We start from the raw sequence: 16,631 nt of genomic DNA, 5'->3' as shown, positions 1-16,631 counted from the left end.
TCGCCGTGGTTGGTACCCCGGTTCCTGACCGGGGCAGGTCAGGGCTGGGCGAACAGGGGGCCGTAGTTCGACCGGAACATCTGCTCGCCGAGGCGGCGCAGCACCGTGTCGCGCAGCACCGGCGGGAGCCCGGTGGCCTTGTCCCGACGGTGGGTCTGGCTGAGCACCCAGTTGGTACGCGGCCGGCGGCGCGCCTCGTACCCGCGCAGCGCCTCGGTGACGCTCCCGCTGGCGGCGAGCGACGTGGCGAGCACGACGGCGTCCTCCAGGGCCATCGCCGCACCCTGGGCCATGTTCGGTGAGGTGGCGTGGGCGGCGTCGCCGATCAGCACCACCGGCCCTCGGGACCAGAAGTCGAGCACGACCTCCTGGTTCGGCCCGGCGTGCAGGGTGCTGTCGTCGGCGTCGAGGGCCTTGAGCATCATGGCGGCCGGTTCGGTGAACGTGGCGGCCAGCTCGTCGCGCCAGCCGGGCCGGTCCGCCACCGGGCCGTCGTTGTAGTAGCAGTACGTCTGCTCGGCGCTGATCGGGATCGTGAGGAACTGCCGACCGCGCCCCAACTGCACCGACCACACCGGTTCGGCGTCGATGCGGGGAGCGAGCCAGCGGTACGCGTACTGGCCGAGGGATCGGGCCGCCCGGCCGTCGAAGGCGAGCCGCCGGACGGTCGAGTGCACCCCGTCGGCGCCGATCACCAGGTCGTACCGTCCGGTGCTGCCGTCGTCGAACTCGACGGCGACGCGGTGTCCCTCCCAGACGAGTGCGACGGGTTGGCGACCCCAGCGGACCGGTACGTCACCGACACCGGCGAGCAACGCCCGGTGCAACTGCGCCCGGGGCAACGAGACGCAGGGTCCGACGCCGTGCCACAGGGCGGCGACGTCGATGTCGAAGAGGCGTCGGCCGCGCTGGTTGGCGCTGCGCTGCCGCCCGATCTGCACGGCGGTGTCGGCGACCGGCTCCCACAGGCCGAGTACGTCGAGCATCCGCGTCGCGTTGCCGGTGAGGTAGATGCCGGTGCCGGAGTCGGACGGACCGGGCGCCCGCTCGACCACGTCGACCGTGGCGCCCCAGTCGCGCAGCGCGACGACCGTCGCCAGTCCGGCGACACCACCGCCGACGATCAGTACCCGGACACCGTCACCCCGCACGACCCGTACCTCCCCGTTGCCCGTTGCGGCCGGCTGAGCTGCCGCTCACCGTCCCGACCGCCGCCGAACTCTACGAGGCGGCAAAGGCGGCACACGGCATCGGGGACACGGCCGGGGCAACGGGGTGTGAATTGTCGGGGGCTGGCTGGGACGATCAGGGCATGACGACCGCTGAGGCATATACCCGGTTCGCCAGCCGTGAGGTGCGCGGGGTCTCACCCGCGTACGAGCGACTGTCCCGGGCGGTGTCCCGCGACGACGAGTTGCTCGCCCTGCTCGATGGGCTCCCGCCGGCCAAGCGGCAGCCGAACCTGCTGTTCGGGGTCGTCCGGTGGCTCGGCGGCCCGGTCGAGGACCCGGCGGCGTTCCACGACTACACGGTCGCGAACTGGCCGGCAGTCGAGGCGCAGATGAGCACCCGGGCCACGCAGACGAACGAGGCCGGCCGGTGCGCGGTTCTGCTGCCGGTGCTCGCCGCGTTGCCGCAGCCGCTGGCCCTGCTGGAGGTCGGGGCGTCCGCCGGGCTCTGCCTCTATCCCGACCGGTACGGCTACCGCTACGGCGAGCACCGGGTCGGCGCGGGGGAGCCGGTGCTGGAGTGCGCGGCCAGCGGGTTGGTGCCACCGGTGCGCGTACCAGAGGTGGTGTGGCGGGCCGGTCTGGACCTCAACCCGCTCGACGTGACCGATCCGGCGGACGTGTCCTGGTTGGACGCGCTGATCTGGCCGGAGCACGCGCACCGGCGGGAGCGGCTGCGGGCAGCTGCGGCGGTCGCCGCGGCCGAGCCGCCACTGCTGGTTCGCGGCGATCTGGTGGACGACCTGCCGGCGCTGGCCGCGCGGGCACCGGCCGGCGCGACGCTGGTGGTCTTCCACACCTCCGTGCTCTACCAGGTGCCCGCGCCGCGCCGGGAGGCGTTCGTGCGGCTGGTCCGGGGGCTGCCCGGGCACTGGGTCGCCAACGAGGCCCCGGAGGTGTTGCCCCACGCCGGGCTGCCGGACCCACCCGACGAGGCGCTGCACAACGTCCTGGCGCTGGACGGCAGGCCGCTGGCCTGGACCCGAGGCCACGGCCAGGCGATCACCTGGTTCGGCTGACGCCGTTCGACGAAGGCAGCCGGGCGCGCAGTGCCCGGCCGAACCACTCCAGCGCCGGCGCCACCCCGCCGCCGGTCGGCCAACCGTTGACCACCGCGAGCAGGTCGAGGTACCGGTCCCGGCGGGGGTCGTTCGCCGTGTCCAGCCGGTCCAGCAGCCGTTGGCGCAGGTCGGCGTCGTCGGGCCGGCCGGTGAGGCGCGCGTACCGGTCGATGACCGCCGCCACCACGGCGTCGGCTTCGGGCCCGGTCGGATCGAGACCGGCGGCCAGGGCGGGGGCCACCGCGTCCCGGACGACCGCGACCGCGTCCGGCCGGGGCAGCCCCGGAACGTCGTGGTCGGCCGCGTACTGGCGGACCAGCCGTCGCATGCTGGCCCGGAAGTCCGGGTCCTGGGCCAGCTCGGCCAGCTCCACCCACGCCTGCACCTGCTCGATGCGAGGATCGTCGGGCAGCTCCGGGGTCAGCGACCGCATGACCCCCGGGTACGCCGGTGTGGTGGCCAGGCCGTCGAAGACCGCGTCGAGGAAGTCGGCGACCAGCCGGCGACGTTCCTGGCCGGAGAGCCGGGCGAGGGTGTGCAGCAGCTCCATCTCCTCGACGCTTCCGGCTCGCCGTGCCACCGCGCCGAGCACCGCCTGGCGTAGCCGCAGCACGCGGATCTGCACGGCCAACGCCTCGGCGTGCGCCGCGGCCACCTCGTGCAGCGGCACCTCCCGGTCCACCACCCGGCGGATCGCGGCCAGGTCGACGCCCAGGTCACGGAGGGTCCGGACGAGTTCCAGCCGGGCCACGGCCTCCGGGCCGTAGCGGCGGTAGCCGGCAGGGCTCCGGTCGGTGGGTGGCACGATCCCGCGGTCGGCGTAGTAGCGGATGGTCTTGACACTCAGGCCGGTCCGCCGGGCCAGTGCGCCGATCGTGTAGCGCGTCTCGCCGTTCATGCCCCTCACCCTGCTGTCTCCCCCCGGTGGAGACTCAAGCGGCCGGTGCCGACGCCCCTTCCAGGAACGCGGTGAGTGTCGCGGTGAACCGGTCGGCGTCGTCGAGCCACGGGTAGTGTCCCGCGCCGGGCTGGACGACCAGGTCGGCGCCCGGCATCAGTGCGCCGAGCTGGGCCACCAGGCCCGGCGGCGCGCCGAGGTCCACCTCGCCGGCGAGCAGCAGCACCGGGCCGCGATGCGCGGCGAGCGCGGCCCGGGCGGCCGGCGGGTCGAAGGCGCCGTCGGCGCCGAAGACCCGGGCCGCCTCCTGGTTGCGCTGGCCCGGCTCGGCCGCCTGGTGCGCCTCGGCGGCCGAGTCCCACCGGCCGTAGAAGAACGGCGCTATCGCCTGCCAGGCGTCGGCGGTGGCCCGACCGGACACCATGGAGTCCAGTGCCGCGATCGCCTCCGGGTACCAGGGCTCGCCGGCCCGGACCCGGGTGACCTCCGCGCGGAGCGCGGCGGTCGCCGTGAGCCCCACCGCCCGGGTGCTCGGGGTCACCAGCGCGAGCCGGCCCACCCGCCCGGGGTGCCGGGTGGCGTACTGCACCGCCACGTTGGCGCCGGCGGAGTGCCCGAGCAGGTCCAGTCGGTCGAGGCCCAGGTGCCGGCGCAGCGCCTCCACGTCACCGACCAGACGGTCACAGCGGTAGCTGGAGACGTCCGCCGGCACGGCCGACCGGCCGGTGCCCCGACTGTCGGGGATGACCAGCGTCCGGTACGCGCCCAGACCGCCGAGGTCACCGAGGTACGCCGAGTCGCGCGCCGGGCCGCCGGGCAGGCAGAGCAGCGGGGCGCCGCCGCCGACGGTCCGGTACGCGAGCGTGGTCCCGTCCGGCGCGACGAAGGTGGTCATGCCCAGAGCCTGCCAGAACGGCTGGCCACCCGGGGGTCAGCGTGTCCGCTCATGGTGGAGCAGCACGACGCCGTTGCCGAACGTCCGGCTCTCGACCAGCCGCAAGCCGGTCGGCGCGTCGGTGTCGGGAAAGAGCCGGCGGCCCCGGCCGAGCAGCACCGGGTGGACGTAGGTCCGGTACTCGTCGATGAGGTCGTGCCGGGCGAAGGTGGCAGCCAGATCGGCTCCGCCGAGCGCCAGGTCGCCGCCGGGTTCGGCGGTGAGCTTGCGGACCTGCTCGACGTCGACCTCACGCACCACGGTGGCGTTCCAGTCGGCGTGGTCGAGCGTGCGGGAGTAGACGATCTTGGGCATGTCCCGCCAGATGCGGGCGTACTCGCGCATCGGGCCACTGGCGGTCGGGTCCTGGTCGGCGGTCGGCCAGAACGCGGCCATCAGCTCGTAGCTGACCCGCCCGTTGAGGAACCCACCCATCGGGGCGATGACGTCGTTGAAGTGCTGGTGCAGCTCGTCGTCGACCTGGTGCCAGCCGAGGTCGCCGCCCGGGCCCTCGAAGAACCCGTCCAGCGACAGACTCATGTGCACAACGATCTTCCGCATCGTGTCCCTTCGCGTTCGTCGATGGATGTCGGGTCGAGCATCGTCGGACCCTACGACGAAATCGCCGACGTCACGGCGACACCGGTGGCATGTCCCGCATCCGGCGCAGCGGGGAGCAGACCACGAACAGGCAGGCGGCCCAGGTGCCCAGCACGCACACCCAGAGCGCGCCGCGCAGTCCCAGCGCGGTGCCGAGCGCGCCGCCGGTCAGCGCGCCGAGCGGGATCACCCCGAAACAGATCCACAGGAACGCCGCGTTGACCCGGCCGAGGATCGCCGGTGGGGTGATCCGCTGCCGGTAGGTCATCGCCGCCACGTTGTACAGCACCGCGTTCGCCGAGAAAGCGGCCAACCCCGCCCCGTAGAGCAGGACGCCCCAACCGGGCTGGGCGAGCGGCATGAGCAGGTAGAACGGCCCCGGCGCGGTCATCGCCACCCAGATCACCCGGGCCGAACCGAGCCAGGCCGACAGCCGGGCGGCCAGCACCCCCACCATCAGCCCGCCGACGGCGCTGACCGAGAAGACGAGCCCCACCTGCACCGGGCTGGCGTGCAGCTCGCGCACCAGGAAGGTCACCTCGATGGAGCTGGACGCCATGACCCAGAAGTTCGACCAGGTGGTGCAGGCCAGGATGCTCACGAGGATCGGTTGTCGCCGGATGAAGCCGAGCCCGTCGGTCAGCTCCACCCGCAGCGGCACCCGTGGGGCGGGCTCGCGGCGTACCGGCGCCTGCCGGATCAGGATCAGCGTCAGGGCGCTGACCAGGAAGGCGAACCCGTTCGCCAGGAACGTCCGCGCGGCGCCGACCAGGCCGATCAGCGCGCCGCTGACCGTCGGGCCGACGAGTTCGGCGGCGTCCTGGCTGATGGTGAGCTTGGCGTTGCCGTCCACCAGCAGGTCCGCCGGCACCAGCCGGGGCAGCATGCTCTTGTACGCCACGGTGACCAGCACGGTGAGCACCCCGCCGAGCCCGACCACCACGTACAGGAAGACAAGGGTGAGCTGACCGACCAGGGCGGCCACCGGCAGCGACAGCATGAGCGCGGCCCGGCCCAGGTCGCACGCGATCATCAGCCGCCGCTGGTCGAGCCGGTCGACCACGATGCCCGCCGGCAGCGAGAAGAGCAGGTACGGCAGCCAGGCCAGGACGGTCAGCAGGGAGACCTGGAACACGCTGGCGTTCAGGGTGTCGGCGGCCAGCAGCGGCACCGCCACGTTCGCGATCCGGGTGCCCAGCTCGCTGACCGTCTGCCCACCCCAGAGCAGCAGGAATTTCCTGCTGCGCCACAGCGACGGGCCGTTTCCCGTCGTGCCAGCCGGGGCCTGGGTCAGCTGCTGGGTCACGGGCACTGCCTGTCTGTGCGGTCCACGCGCGCCGGCCGGCGGCCGGGGGACTGTATCGAGGCCGCGATCCTCCGCGACACCGCATTTCGCCGCCGCCTGGCGGGTGCCGGCCCGGCCAGGTCGGGCGGGTACGGTCCCAGGGCCGCCGGCACCCGACGGCGGAACGGAGGGTCCACCCGTGTCCATCGCTCTGATCACCCTCGGTGGCACGATCGCGATGGGCGGCGTCGATGCCGGCCGCCCGGGCGTGGTGACCCGGCTGACCGGCGCGGATCTCACCGCCGCCGTGCCCGGGCTCGCCGAGCTGGGCGTGCCCGTGGACGTGCGGGACACGCACGCGGTGCCCAGCGCGCACCTGACCGGCCGGCAGCTGCTCGACGTGGTCGGGGAGGCGTCCCGGGCGGTGACCGCCGGCGCGACCGGCGTGGTGGTCACCCAGGGCACCGACACGCTGGAGGAGACGGCGTTCCTGGCCGACCTGGTCTGGCCGCACGCCGCCCCGCTGGTGTTCACCGGCGCGATGCGCAACCCCACCCTGGCCGGCGCCGACGGGCCGGCGAACCTGCTGGCGGCTCTGCGGGTGGCCGCCGCGCCGGACGCCCGTGACCTGGGTGTGCTGGTCGCCGTCAACGACGAGGTGCACGCCGCCCGCTGGCTGCGCAAGACGCACAGCACCAGCACCGCCACCTTCGCCGCGCCCAACGCCGGCCCGGTCGGGCAGGTGATCGAGGGAGAGGTACGGATGCTGACCCGGCCGCGGCGGCACGAGCCGCTGCCGCCGGTCGACCCGGACCGGCTCGACGCGACCCGGGTCGCCCTGTACGTGGTGACGCTCGACGACGACGGGTTGCTGCTGGACGGCCTGGCGGAAACCCACCAGGGCCTGGTGGTGGCCGGCTTCGGGGTGGGGCACGTGCCCGCCGTGCTGGCCCCGGTGCTCGGGGACCTCGCCGCCCGGATGCCGGTCGTGCTCACCTCCCGTTCCGGCGCCGGATCGGTGCTGCGACACACCTACGGGGCGGTCGGCTCGGAGACCGACCTGCAACGCCGCGGGCTGCTCAACGGAGGGCTGCTCGACCCGTACAAGGCGCGGGTGCTGCTGCGGCTGCTGCTGGCTGGCGGTGCCGGCCGCGACGGGGTGGCCGCCGCGCTGGCCACACACGGCTGAGCCGGGCCCCGGACGGCGTCCCTAGACTGCTGCGGTGACCGGAGAGCGACGACCGTTGGCGGACCGGCCGCTGAGCGAGCCGCACCCGTCCCGGCTGCCGCCCGAGCACCCCGACCGGGCTCGGGTCCTCGCCGCGCACGCCGCCGCGCTGGCCGCCGGGGAGGCCGGCTACCTCGATCCGGAGACCGGGTTGTTCGTGCTCAGTGCCGGTTTCCTGGCCCGGCGCGGCACCTGCTGTGGACGCGGCTGCCGGCACTGTCCGTACGTGGATGACCCGCCGGCGCAATGAGCGCCGGCCGGGTCCGGGCGGACCTGCCGAACGAGGGCTTCCGCCCGACCCGGACACCCCGTACGGTGTCCGACGGACCTCCGGCGGGCACCTTCCGCCGTCGACCGGGCGAGAGGGTGGAGCGTGCGCGGGCGGATCGTGGTCGCCGGGCTGGCAGGGCTGCTGGTGAGCGGCTGCGGCGCCGAGGCGGAGCCGGTGGCGGTGCCGCCGCCGGCGCCGATCGCGGTGGACGTGGCGGCGGCCTCCTCGGGTGGCGCCTGCCGGCTGCTGGACTTCACGGTGATCGAGCAGGTGGTCAAGGTGCGCTTCGACGTGGCGGCGGCCAGCGAGCGCGACGACACCTACACCTGCGTGCTCCGGGCCGAGCGCGCGGCGCTGCCGGAGCTGACGTTGGCGGTGACCGAAACGAAGATCGACAAGGCCACCTTCGGCGCCGACATGGTGCCGGACAAGGCGGCGAAGGTCACCGGGCTGGGGCAGCAGGCGTACCGGCGGACCCTGGCGGCGGCGGGCGGAGACGGACCGGTCGCCGAGGTGGGCTGGCTGGCCGGCGACGGCCGGATGGCGGAGCTGACCTGGACCGGCGGGCGCGGCACCGAAAGGTCGGCGGCCGAGAAGCGGACCGCCGACCTGATCGCACTGGCCAAGAAGGTGGACACCCGGGCGCTGTGACGCCCGGGCCGGCGTGCTCGGTCAGTTGGCGGCGACGAAGACCCGGGAGGCGACCTCGCGGGGCAACCGGACCCGGTCGCCGGAGCGGTCGATCGACACCCCGTCGCGCTCCTGGGCCACCATCACCGTCGCGCCCGGGTCGACGCCGGCGGCGTGCAGTTGGCGCAGCACGTCGGCGTTGGTCTGCACGCTCTCGCAGATCCGGCGCACCACGACCGGCCCGGACAGGCCGGGGAAGGCCAGGTTGCGCTCTCCCTCGCCCGCCGCGGCGGACTCCGGCTCCGGCGAGCCCAGCTCCTCCAGCCCCGGGATCGGGTTGCCGTACGGGGAGCGGGTCGGCCGGTTGAGCAGGTCGTACACCCGCTTCTCCACGGCGTCGCTCATCACGTGCTCCCAGCGGCAGGCCTCCTCGTGGGCCTCCTCGTAGGGCATCCCGATGACGTTGACCAGCAGCAGCTCGGCGAGGCGGTGCTTGCGCATCACGGACACGGCGCTGCCACGGCCCTGGGCGGTGAGCATCAGGTGCCGGTCGCCCTCGACCGTGAGCAGGCCGTCGCGCTCCATGCGGGCGACGGTCTGGCTCACCGTCGGACCGCTCTGCTTCAGCCGCTCGGCGATGCGGGCACGCAGCGGCGGCACACCTTCCTCCTCCAACTCGAGGATGGTGCGCAGGTACATTTCGGTCGTGTCGACCAGGTCGTGAGACTTCATGACGTCAGCGGCCCTCCGGTGCACGATGCTACCTCGGAGAACGGCGATCGACCGCCGCCGAGCCGCGAGCCGACGGCCCGGATGGTGTTGGATGGTCGCCATGTCCGTTACCCAGGAGCCGCTGGTCGAGGTCGACGGCCTCGCCGCGGAGCTCGACCGCGCCGAGCCGCCCACCCTGCTCGACGTCCGCTGGCGGCTCACCGGCCCGCCCGGCCACGACGACTACCTGGCCGGTCACCTGCCCGGCGCGGTCTTCGTCGACCTGGACACCGCGCTGTGCGGGCCGCCCGGCGCGGGCGGCCGGCACCCACTGCCCGACCCGGCCGCGTTGCAGGCCGCTCTGCGGGCCGCCGGCGTCCGCGCCGGTCACCCCGTGGTCGTGTACGACGGCGGCGACGGTCTGGCCGCCGCCCGGGCCTGGTGGACGCTGCGCTGGGCCGGGCACCGCCCGGTCCGACTGCTGCACGGCGGCTACCCGGCCTGGGTCGCCGCCGGCCGGCCCGTCTCCACCACGGCACCCGCCCCGGCCGCCGGTGACGTCGAGGTGCGCCCGGGCGACCTCCCGGTGCTCGACGCCGGGCAGGCCGCCGCCCTGGCGGCCGACGACGACGCCGTTCTGCTCGACGTACGGGCCGCACCCCGCTACCGCGGCGAGGTCGAGCCGATCGACCCGGTCGCCGGGCACGTGCCGGGCGCCGCGAACCTGCCCGCCGGGGAGTACGTCGGCCCGGACGGGCGTTTCCTCGCCGCCGACGTGCTGCGCGAGCGTTTCGCCGCCGCAGGCGTGACCGGTGCACGGTCCGTCGGGGCGTACTGCGGGTCCGGGGTGACCGCCGCGCAGGCGGTTCTCGCGCTGCACCTGGCCGGCCGACCGGACGCGGCGCTCTACGTCGGATCGTGGAGCAACTGGGTGGCCGACCCGACCCGGCCGGTCGCCTCGGGGCCGACACCCGGCCGCTGACCAGCGCGTGCGGACGGTCCCCGTGCGACGATGGGCTCATGTCCGACGACACGGTGGTGGTGTGGGACGAGTCGCTGCTCGCCTATGACATGGGTGAGCATCCACTCGACCCGGTCCGGGTGGAGCTGACCGTCGCGCTCGCCCGCGAGCTGGGCATCCTGGACCGCCCAGGCGTACGCCTGGTCAAGCCGGAGCCCGCCGACGACGCCCTGCTGGCCCGGGTGCACCAACCGGCCTACCTGGCCGCGGTGCGTGCGGCGCCGCACGACCCGCTGTTCGCCGGCTACGGGCTGGGCACCTCCGACAACCCGATCTTCGACGGGATGCACGAGTCCAGCGCGTTGATCGCCGGCGCCACCGTCGCCGCCGCCGAGGCGGTCTGGCGGGGTGACGCGCGCCGGGCCGTGAACGTGGCCGGTGGCCTGCACCACGCGATGCCGGCCCGGGCCTCCGGCTTCTGTGTCTACAACGACCCCGCGGTCGCCATCGCGCGCCTGCTCGACCTCGGTGCCGAGCGGATCGCGTACGTGGACGTCGACGTGCACCACGGCGACGGGGTGCAGGAGATCTTCTGGGACGACCCCCGGGTGCTCACGGTCAGCCTGCACGAGACCCCGCTCGCGCTCTTCCCGGGCACCGGCTTCCCGGACGAGACCGGTGGGCCGGGCGCAGAGGGCACCGCCGTGAACATGCCGCTGCCGCCGGGCGTCGACGACACCGGCTGGCAGCGGGCGTTCCACGCGATCGTGCCGTCGGTGCTGCGGGCGTTCCGACCGCAGGTGCTGGTGAGCCAGTGCGGCGCCGACGGGCACCGGCTGGACCCGCTCGCCGACCTGAACCTGACGGTGGACGGGCAGCGGGCCACCTACCTGGCGTTGCGGGCGCTCGCCGACGAGCTGTGCGACGGCCGCTGGGTGGCCACCGGCGGCGGCGGGTACGCGCTGGTCGAGGTGGTGCCCCGGGCCTGGACGCACCTGCTGGCCGTGGCCACCGGTGCTCCGGTCGACCCGGCGACGCTCACCCCGCCGGCGTGGCGGGCACTGGCCGCCGCCCGTGGCCCGGGCCGGGAGGTGCCGCTGCGGATGACCGACGACGCGGACCCGTCGTTCGAGCCGTGGCAGCCGACCGGCGAGCCGAACGCGGTGGACCGGGCGATCGCGGCCACCCGCAAGACGGTCTTCCCGCTGCTCGGGCTCGACCCGTACGATCCGCGCGACTGAGCCGGGCCGCAGGAGCGCGCCGGTGACGACCGTGGACCAGCCGGTGGACGTGCTGCTCAGCGACGGCAGCACCGTCCAACTGCGACCGATCAACCCGGCCGACGCGCCGGGCATCGTGGCGATGCACGGCCGGTTCTCCGAGCGCACCCGCTACCTGCGCTACTTCTCGCCGTACCCGCGTATCCCCGAGCGCGATCTGGTCCGCTTCGTCACGGTGGACCACCGCGACCGGGAGGCGTTCGTGGTGCTGGCCGCTGACCAGATCGTGGCGGTGGGCCGCTACGAACGGCTCGGCCCGCAGGCCCCGGAGGCGGAGGTGGCCTTCGTGGTGGAGGACGCCTACCAGGGCCGGGGCATCGGGTCGGTGCTGATGGAGCACCTGGCCGACGCCGCCCGGCGCAACGGCATCATGAGCTTCGTCGCCGAGGTGCTACCGGCCAACGGCACGATGCTGCGGGTCTTCGCCGACTTCGGCTACCAGGTCCAGCGCGAGTACGCCGACGGCGTGGTGCATCTGAGCTTCCCGATCGCGCCCACGGAGGCCACGCTGGAGGTGCAGCGCGGCCGGGAGCACCGCACCGAGGCCCGCTCGATCGCCCGGCTGCTCGTCCCGCGCGGCATCGCCGTCTACGGTGCCAGCGCCACCGGCCAGGGCGTCGGCGCGGCGGTGCTCGGGCACCTGCGCGACGGCGGCTTCACCGGCGCGGTGGTGCCGGTGCATCCGAGCGCGTCGACCGTGGCGGGGCTGCCCGCGTACCCGTCGGCGGTCGCCGCCGGGTCACCGGTGGACCTGGCGGTGGTGGCCGTCCCGCCGGAGGCGGCGACCGCGGTGGTGGCCGACGCGGCCGCCGCCGGTGTGCACGGTCTGGTGGTGATCTCGGCCGGCTTCGCCGAGGCCGGCGCCGAGGGCGCGGCCACGCAGCGGGCCCTCGTCCGCGCGGCGCACGCCGCCGGCATGCGGGTGGTCGGCCCGAACTGTCTCGGTGTGGCCAACACCGACCCGGCGGTACGCCTCAACGCCACCCTCGCCCCGGCGCTGCCGCCGGCCGGCCGGGTGGGCATCTTCAGCCAGTCCGGTGCGTTCGGGGTGGCGTTGCTCGCCGAGGCCGACCGGCGTGGCCTCGGGTTGTCCAGCTTCGTCTCGGCCGGCAACCGGGCCGACGTCTCCGGCAACGACCTGCTGCAGTACTGGCAGGACGACCCCGGCACCGACGTGATCATGTTGTACCTGGAGACCTTCGGCAACCCGCGCAAGTTCGCCCGGCTGGCCCGGCGGATCGGCCGGGCCAAGCCGGTCGTCGCGCTCGCCTCGCCGGCCCGTCCGGTCGGGGTGGGCGACACCGTCGGGCCGGACGAGGCAGCCGTGGCCGCGCTCTTCGCCCAGTCCGGCGTGATCCGCGTGGACACCGTGCCGGAGTTGCTCGACGTGGGCGTCCTGCTGGCCAACCAGCCGCTGCCGGCTGGCGGTCGCGTCGGCGTGGTCGGCAACTCCTCGGCGCTCACCGGCCTGGCCGCCACCGCCTGCGTCGGGCAGGGTCTCACCGTCGTCGACGGCTACCCCCGCGACGTCGGTCCCCGTGCCGGCGCCGCCGAGTTCGCCGCGGCGCTGGCCGAGACGGCCGGCGACGACCGGGTGGACGCGCTGGTGGTGGTCATCGCCCCACCACTGCCCGGCCAGCTCACCGATGTGGACGCCGACGTCACCGCCGCGCTGCCCGCCGTGCTCGCGCTGGGCAAGCCCACCGTGGCGACGTTCCTGGTCGGCCGGCTGCCGGCCGGCGTGCCGGCGTACGGAGGTGTGGAGGAGGCGGTCCGTGCCCTCGCCCGCGTGCACCGGTACGCCGATTGGCTGCGCCGCCCGCCCGGGGTGGCACCCGAGCTGCCCCGCGTCGACCGGACCGCCGCGCAGACCGCGCTGCGCGCCGACCCTCCCGACCCGACCGCGCTGCTGGCCGCGTACGGCATCGACGTGGTGGCCTCGGTGCCCGCCGACTCGGCCGACGCGGCGGCCGACGCGGCGGCGCGGCTGGGTTTCCCGGTCGCGCTCAAGGCCGAGGCCCCGGGGCTGCGACACCGGCTCGACCTCGGTGCGGTCCGGCTCGACCTGCCCGACGAGCCGACGGTCCGCCGGGCGTACGCGGAGCTGGCGGCGGCCTTCGGCGCGGGCGTGCTGGTCCAGCCGATGGTCGCGCCCGGGGTCGCCTGCGTCGTGGAGCTGGTGGAGGATCCGGCGTTCGGGCCGGTTGTCGGCTTCGGCCTCGGCGGGGTCGCCACCGAGCTGCTCGGCGACCGGGCCTGGCGGGCGGTGCCGCTGACCGACCGGGACGCCGCGGAGCTGGTCGACGAGCCGCGCGCGGCGCCACTGCTGCGCGGGCACCGGGGCGCCGCACCGGTCGACCGGGCGGCCCTGGCCGACCTGCTGCTGCGGGTGGGTCAGCTCGCCGACGAGCAGCCCCGGGTACGCTCGCTGACCCTCAACCCGGTGCTCGCCCGCCCGGACGGCATCTCGGTCCTGCACGCCCAGGTACGCGTCGGCGGCGCGGCCGCCCGACCCGACACCGGCCCCCGCCGCCTCTGACCTGACCTGACCTGGCCTGTCCCGGACGCACGGAAGGCCCCGGCGAACCGCCGGGGCCTTCCGTGGGAACCGGTGCGTCAGCAGGCGTACGCCTCCAGGCGCTGGGCCCGCTCCGGGGCGCGCAACTTCAGCAGCGTCACCTTCTCGATCTGCCGGATCCGCTCCCGGGAGAGGCCGAACTCGCGACCCACCTCGTCGAGGGTGCGCTGCCGGCCGTCGTCGAGCCCGAACCGGAGCCGGATGACCGCCTGCTCCCGCTGCGACAGGGTGGCCAGCACGATGCTCACCTCGTTGCGCAACTCGCCCTGCGCGGCCGCGTCGCCCAGGTCGCCGCGCGGGTCCACCGCCGCCACGAAGTCGCCGAGCGCGCTCTCGCCGTCGTCGCCGACGGCCTGGTCCAGGCTGACCGGCTCCCGGTCGTAGGAGATCAGCTCGATGACCTGGAACTCGGGGATCTCCAGCGCCCGGGCCACCTCGGCGACCGTGGGTTCGCGGCCCAGCGACACGGCCAGCTCGCGGCGCGCCCGGACCATCCGGTTGACCTGCTCGACCATGTGCACCGGGATGCGGATGGTGCGGGCCTGGTCGGCCATCGCGCGGGTGATCGCCTGCCGGATCCACCAGGTGGCGTACGTGGAGAACTTGTAGCCCTTGGCGTAGTCGAACTTCTCCACCGCGCGGATCAGGCCGAGGTTGCCCTCCTGGATCAGGTCGAGGAAGGCCATCCCGCGCCCGGTGTAGCGCTTGGCGATGCTGACCACCAGCCGCAGGTTCGCCTCCAGCAGATGGTCCTTGGCAGCGCGGCCCTCCGCGACGATCAGCTCCAGATCGGCCCGCAGCTCCGGCGACACCGGGGTGCAGGTGGCCAGCTTCTCGTCGGCGAACAGGCCGGCCTCGATGCGCCGGGCCAGGTCGACCTCCTGCGCCGCGGTCAGCAGCTTCGTCCGGCCGATCCCGTTGAGGTACGCCCGAACCAGGTCGGTGGAGATGCCGCGCTCGTCGGTGGCGTCCAGGTCGACGAGGACCTCGCTGGCCCCGTCGGTGTCGGTGCTGGCGGCCGGGCGCGTCCGGTGTTCCGTCATCTGCAGGACCATCTCTGTCTCCCCGTGTCCACGTCTGTGCCGTGCCTCCGGCCCAGTGGTGCCGGTGTGAGACACAGCTTGGCGGGCGGGGCGTGAAACGGGAGTGAGGCGATCGGGCACCCGACAGGAATCCGGTCGGATCGGCGGAGCGGTGTGTCATCCGGGTGTGCCTTGCCCACCCCGGCTACCGTGCCGACGGTCGGCCACCCGGGGTCGGCGTGACGGCGGATGGAGGACGGTGTGGTCTTCAAGCGGCTCATGAAGGCGATGGGGGTCGGCGGCCCATCCGTGGAGACGGTGCTCGCCAACCCGAACTGCCGCCCCGGCGGCCAGTTGGAGGGCCGCATCCAGGTGATCGGTGGTGACCACCAGGTCGACATCGACCACGTGACTCTCGGCCTGGTCACCCGGGTCGAGGTGGAGAGCGGTGACAACGACTACGACACCACCCAGGAGTTCCACCGCCAGCAGGTCACCGGCGCGTTCCGGTTGGAGCCGGGGCAGCGCCACGACATCCCGTTCCGCTTCGACGTGCCGTGGGAGACGCCGGTCACCGAGCTGTACGGGCAGCACCTGCACGGCATGACGATGGGTCTGCGTACCGAGCTGGAGGTGGCCCGCGCCGTCGACAAGGGCGACCTGGACGCGGTGTCGGTGCACCCGCTGCCGGCGCAGGAGCGCCTGCTGGACGCATTGCTGCGGCTGGGCTTCCGGTTCGCCCGCGCCGATGTGGAGCGTGGCCACATCTACGGCGTACGGCAGACGCTGCCGTTCTACCAGGAGATCGAGTTCAGCCCGGCGCCGCAGTACGCCCGCTCGATCAACCAGTTGGAGGTCACCTTCATCGCCGACGCGCAGCGGATGCAGGTGGTGCTGGAGGTCGACAAGCGCGGCGGCGTCTTCACCGAGGGTCGGGACGCCTTCGGCCGGTTCACGGTCGACCACGCCACCGCCGACCGCACCGACTGGACCGCCGAACTGGACAACTGGCTCCGCCAGTCCCTCACCCGCCGAGGCCTCTTCTCCTGACCCACCCCTCCGCCCGGCCTCCGGTGCTCAGGCGGGCCGGGCGCGGGCGTAGACGTCGCCCGAGTTGGCCTCGTGGGGCAGCGCACGCAGGTACGCCGCCACCTCGCCCGCCGGCCGCCAGCCATCGAGGGCGAACGCCATCTCGTCGCCGAGCGCCACGGTGAACGTCGTGAAGCCCAGCCGGGTGAGCCGGTCCAGGCAGTGCGCGGCCAGGTCCCGTTCGATGGTGGTGAACTCGAAGGACAGCGCGGGCAGGGGGCGGCTCAACCCGGCCAGCACGGCGTCCTCGAACCCCTCCACGTCGATCTTCACGAAGCCCGGCACGCCGTACGCCGCGACCAGGGCGTCGAGTGTGGTTCCGGCCACCTCGATCTCGACGTCCCAGGTCTCGTCCTCCCAGCCGCCGGCCCCCTCGGCGGCCCGCAGGAAACCCGCCGACGCGGTGGAGATCGTCGGGTTCGCCGAGTTGACGTGCAGCCGCACCGGCCCGGTACACGCCCCGCACGCCGCCTCCACCACGGTCACCCGGTCGTCGTCCGCGTAGAGCGCGCGCAGGGCCCGGGTGCAGAGCGGTTGCGGCTCGACGGCCACCACGCGGGCGCCCAGCCGCCGGAAGCTGCCGAGGCGGTCGCCCACGTGCGCGCCGACGTCGAAGACCAGGTCCCCTGGGCGGACCAGGGGCGCGTAGAACGCGTCCATCGCCGCCTCGCGGGCCGGGTCGCCGTAGTACGCCTCCAGGGAGCGGCGCAACCCGGACAGGGTCGGGTCCGCCTTGAGTGCCTCCACCGCGCTGAGGTCATCGACCACTGGTCTGACCGTAGTCGCGTCCGGAACATCGCGAGGGCGATTCGCGTCCATTTGCCGGGCACCTGGATACCCGGCCTCCTAGGGGA

General features: G+C 74.3%; 16 protein-coding genes. 8 read left to right on the top strand and 8 right to left on the bottom strand.

Features of this window, described 5'->3' with window-relative positions; translation table 11 throughout:
• Positions 1-38: 38 nt before the first annotated feature.
• Positions 39-1,151: an FAD-dependent monooxygenase gene (locus ACTWLT_RS04960; protein ID WP_445317309.1), complete on the bottom strand. Its 1,113-nt coding sequence runs from the start codon at positions 1,149-1,151 to the stop codon at positions 39-41.
• A gap of 161 nt (positions 1,152-1,312) precedes the next feature.
• On the opposite strand from ACTWLT_RS04960, the gene ACTWLT_RS04955 reads away from it, so the two are divergent.
• Positions 1,313-2,248, top strand: coding sequence for a DUF2332 domain-containing protein (locus ACTWLT_RS04955; protein WP_445317308.1), 936 nt, complete (start codon positions 1,313-1,315; stop codon positions 2,246-2,248).
• On the opposite strand, the gene ACTWLT_RS04950 is transcribed toward ACTWLT_RS04955, so the two are convergent.
• The 4 genes from ACTWLT_RS04950 to ACTWLT_RS04935 form a co-directional block, all read right to left on the bottom strand.
• Positions 2,232-3,188, bottom strand: coding sequence for a MerR family transcriptional regulator (locus ACTWLT_RS04950; RefSeq protein ID WP_445317307.1), 957 nt, complete (start codon positions 3,186-3,188; stop codon positions 2,232-2,234). The genes ACTWLT_RS04955 and ACTWLT_RS04950 overlap by 17 nt on opposite strands.
• Positions 3,189-3,222: 34 nt before the next feature.
• Positions 3,223-4,083 (bottom strand): alpha/beta fold hydrolase, encoded by an 861-nt coding sequence (locus tag ACTWLT_RS04945; RefSeq protein WP_445317306.1) that lies wholly within the window; start codon positions 4,081-4,083, stop codon positions 3,223-3,225.
• A gap of 36 nt (positions 4,084-4,119) precedes the next feature.
• Positions 4,120-4,683 (bottom strand): dihydrofolate reductase family protein, encoded by a 564-nt coding sequence (locus ACTWLT_RS04940; protein ID WP_445317305.1) that lies wholly within the window; start codon positions 4,681-4,683, stop codon positions 4,120-4,122.
• 70 nt (positions 4,684-4,753) lie between these two features.
• Positions 4,754-6,028, bottom strand: a complete 1,275-nt coding sequence (locus tag ACTWLT_RS04935; protein WP_445317304.1) for an MFS transporter — start codon at positions 6,026-6,028, stop codon at positions 4,754-4,756.
• Between the two features lie 178 nt (positions 6,029-6,206).
• Between ACTWLT_RS04935 and ACTWLT_RS04930 the strand changes: the two genes are divergently transcribed.
• From ACTWLT_RS04930 to ACTWLT_RS04920, 3 genes are all read left to right on the top strand, one after another.
• Positions 6,207-7,196: an asparaginase gene (locus ACTWLT_RS04930; protein ID WP_445317303.1), complete on the top strand. Its 990-nt coding sequence runs from the start codon at positions 6,207-6,209 to the stop codon at positions 7,194-7,196.
• 34 nt (positions 7,197-7,230) lie between these two features.
• On the top strand, positions 7,231-7,485 hold the full coding sequence (locus ACTWLT_RS04925; RefSeq protein WP_252416565.1) for a DUF5522 domain-containing protein: 255 nt from the start codon (positions 7,231-7,233) through the stop codon (positions 7,483-7,485).
• A 123-nt stretch (positions 7,486-7,608) separates the two neighbouring features.
• The gene (locus ACTWLT_RS04920) at positions 7,609-8,157 is read left to right on the top strand and encodes a hypothetical protein (RefSeq protein WP_445317302.1); all 549 of its coding nucleotides are present in this window, start codon (positions 7,609-7,611) and stop codon (positions 8,155-8,157) included.
• A 21-nt stretch (positions 8,158-8,178) separates the two neighbouring features.
• Here the strand turns inward: ACTWLT_RS04920 and ACTWLT_RS04915 are convergent, their stop codons facing one another.
• A complete protein-coding gene (locus ACTWLT_RS04915) occupies positions 8,179-8,868 on the bottom strand; it encodes an iron-dependent transcriptional repressor DtxR (protein WP_252416563.1) in 690 nt (229 codons plus the stop codon).
• 100 nt (positions 8,869-8,968) lie between these two features.
• On the opposite strand from ACTWLT_RS04915, the gene ACTWLT_RS04910 reads away from it, so the two are divergent.
• Genes ACTWLT_RS04910 through ACTWLT_RS04900 form a run of 3 tightly spaced genes read left to right on the top strand, consistent with a single transcriptional unit; the run spans position 8,969 to position 13,627 of the window.
• Positions 8,969-9,829 carry a sulfurtransferase gene (locus tag ACTWLT_RS04910; protein ID WP_445317301.1) on the top strand — a complete coding sequence of 287 codons (861 nt, stop codon included), beginning with the start codon at positions 8,969-8,971 and terminating at the stop codon, positions 9,827-9,829.
• Positions 9,830-9,867: 38 nt separating this feature from the next.
• Entirely contained in the window at positions 9,868-11,049 is a 1,182-nt protein-coding gene (locus ACTWLT_RS04905) for an acetoin utilization protein AcuC (protein ID WP_445317300.1), read from the top strand.
• 22 nt (positions 11,050-11,071) lie between these two features.
• The gene (locus ACTWLT_RS04900) at positions 11,072-13,627 is read left to right on the top strand and encodes a bifunctional acetate--CoA ligase family protein/GNAT family N-acetyltransferase (RefSeq protein WP_445317299.1); all 2,556 of its coding nucleotides are present in this window, start codon (positions 11,072-11,074) and stop codon (positions 13,625-13,627) included.
• Positions 13,628-13,704: 77 nt separating this feature from the next.
• Here the strand turns inward: ACTWLT_RS04900 and sigB are convergent, their stop codons facing one another.
• Positions 13,705-14,721 carry an RNA polymerase sigma factor SigB gene (gene sigB, locus ACTWLT_RS04895; protein ID WP_305884688.1) on the bottom strand — a complete coding sequence of 339 codons (1,017 nt, stop codon included), beginning with the start codon at positions 14,719-14,721 and terminating at the stop codon, positions 13,705-13,707.
• Between the two features lie 228 nt (positions 14,722-14,949).
• On the opposite strand from sigB, the gene ACTWLT_RS04890 reads away from it, so the two are divergent.
• Positions 14,950-15,738 (top strand): sporulation protein, encoded by a 789-nt coding sequence (locus tag ACTWLT_RS04890; RefSeq protein WP_252416781.1) that lies wholly within the window; start codon positions 14,950-14,952, stop codon positions 15,736-15,738.
• 27 nt (positions 15,739-15,765) lie between these two features.
• Here ACTWLT_RS04890 and ACTWLT_RS04885 read toward each other — a convergent pair whose 3' ends face one another.
• Complete coding sequence (locus ACTWLT_RS04885; protein ID WP_445317298.1) at positions 15,766-16,596, bottom strand: FkbM family methyltransferase; 831 nt, start codon at positions 16,594-16,596, stop codon at positions 15,766-15,768.
• Between the last annotated feature and the right edge of the window lie 35 nt (positions 16,597-16,631).

The sequence above is a fragment of the Micromonospora yongxingensis genome (assembly GCF_052601155.1).
Note: the sequence above shows the minus strand (reverse complement) of the source record. Positions and strands in the feature narration are given on the sequence as shown.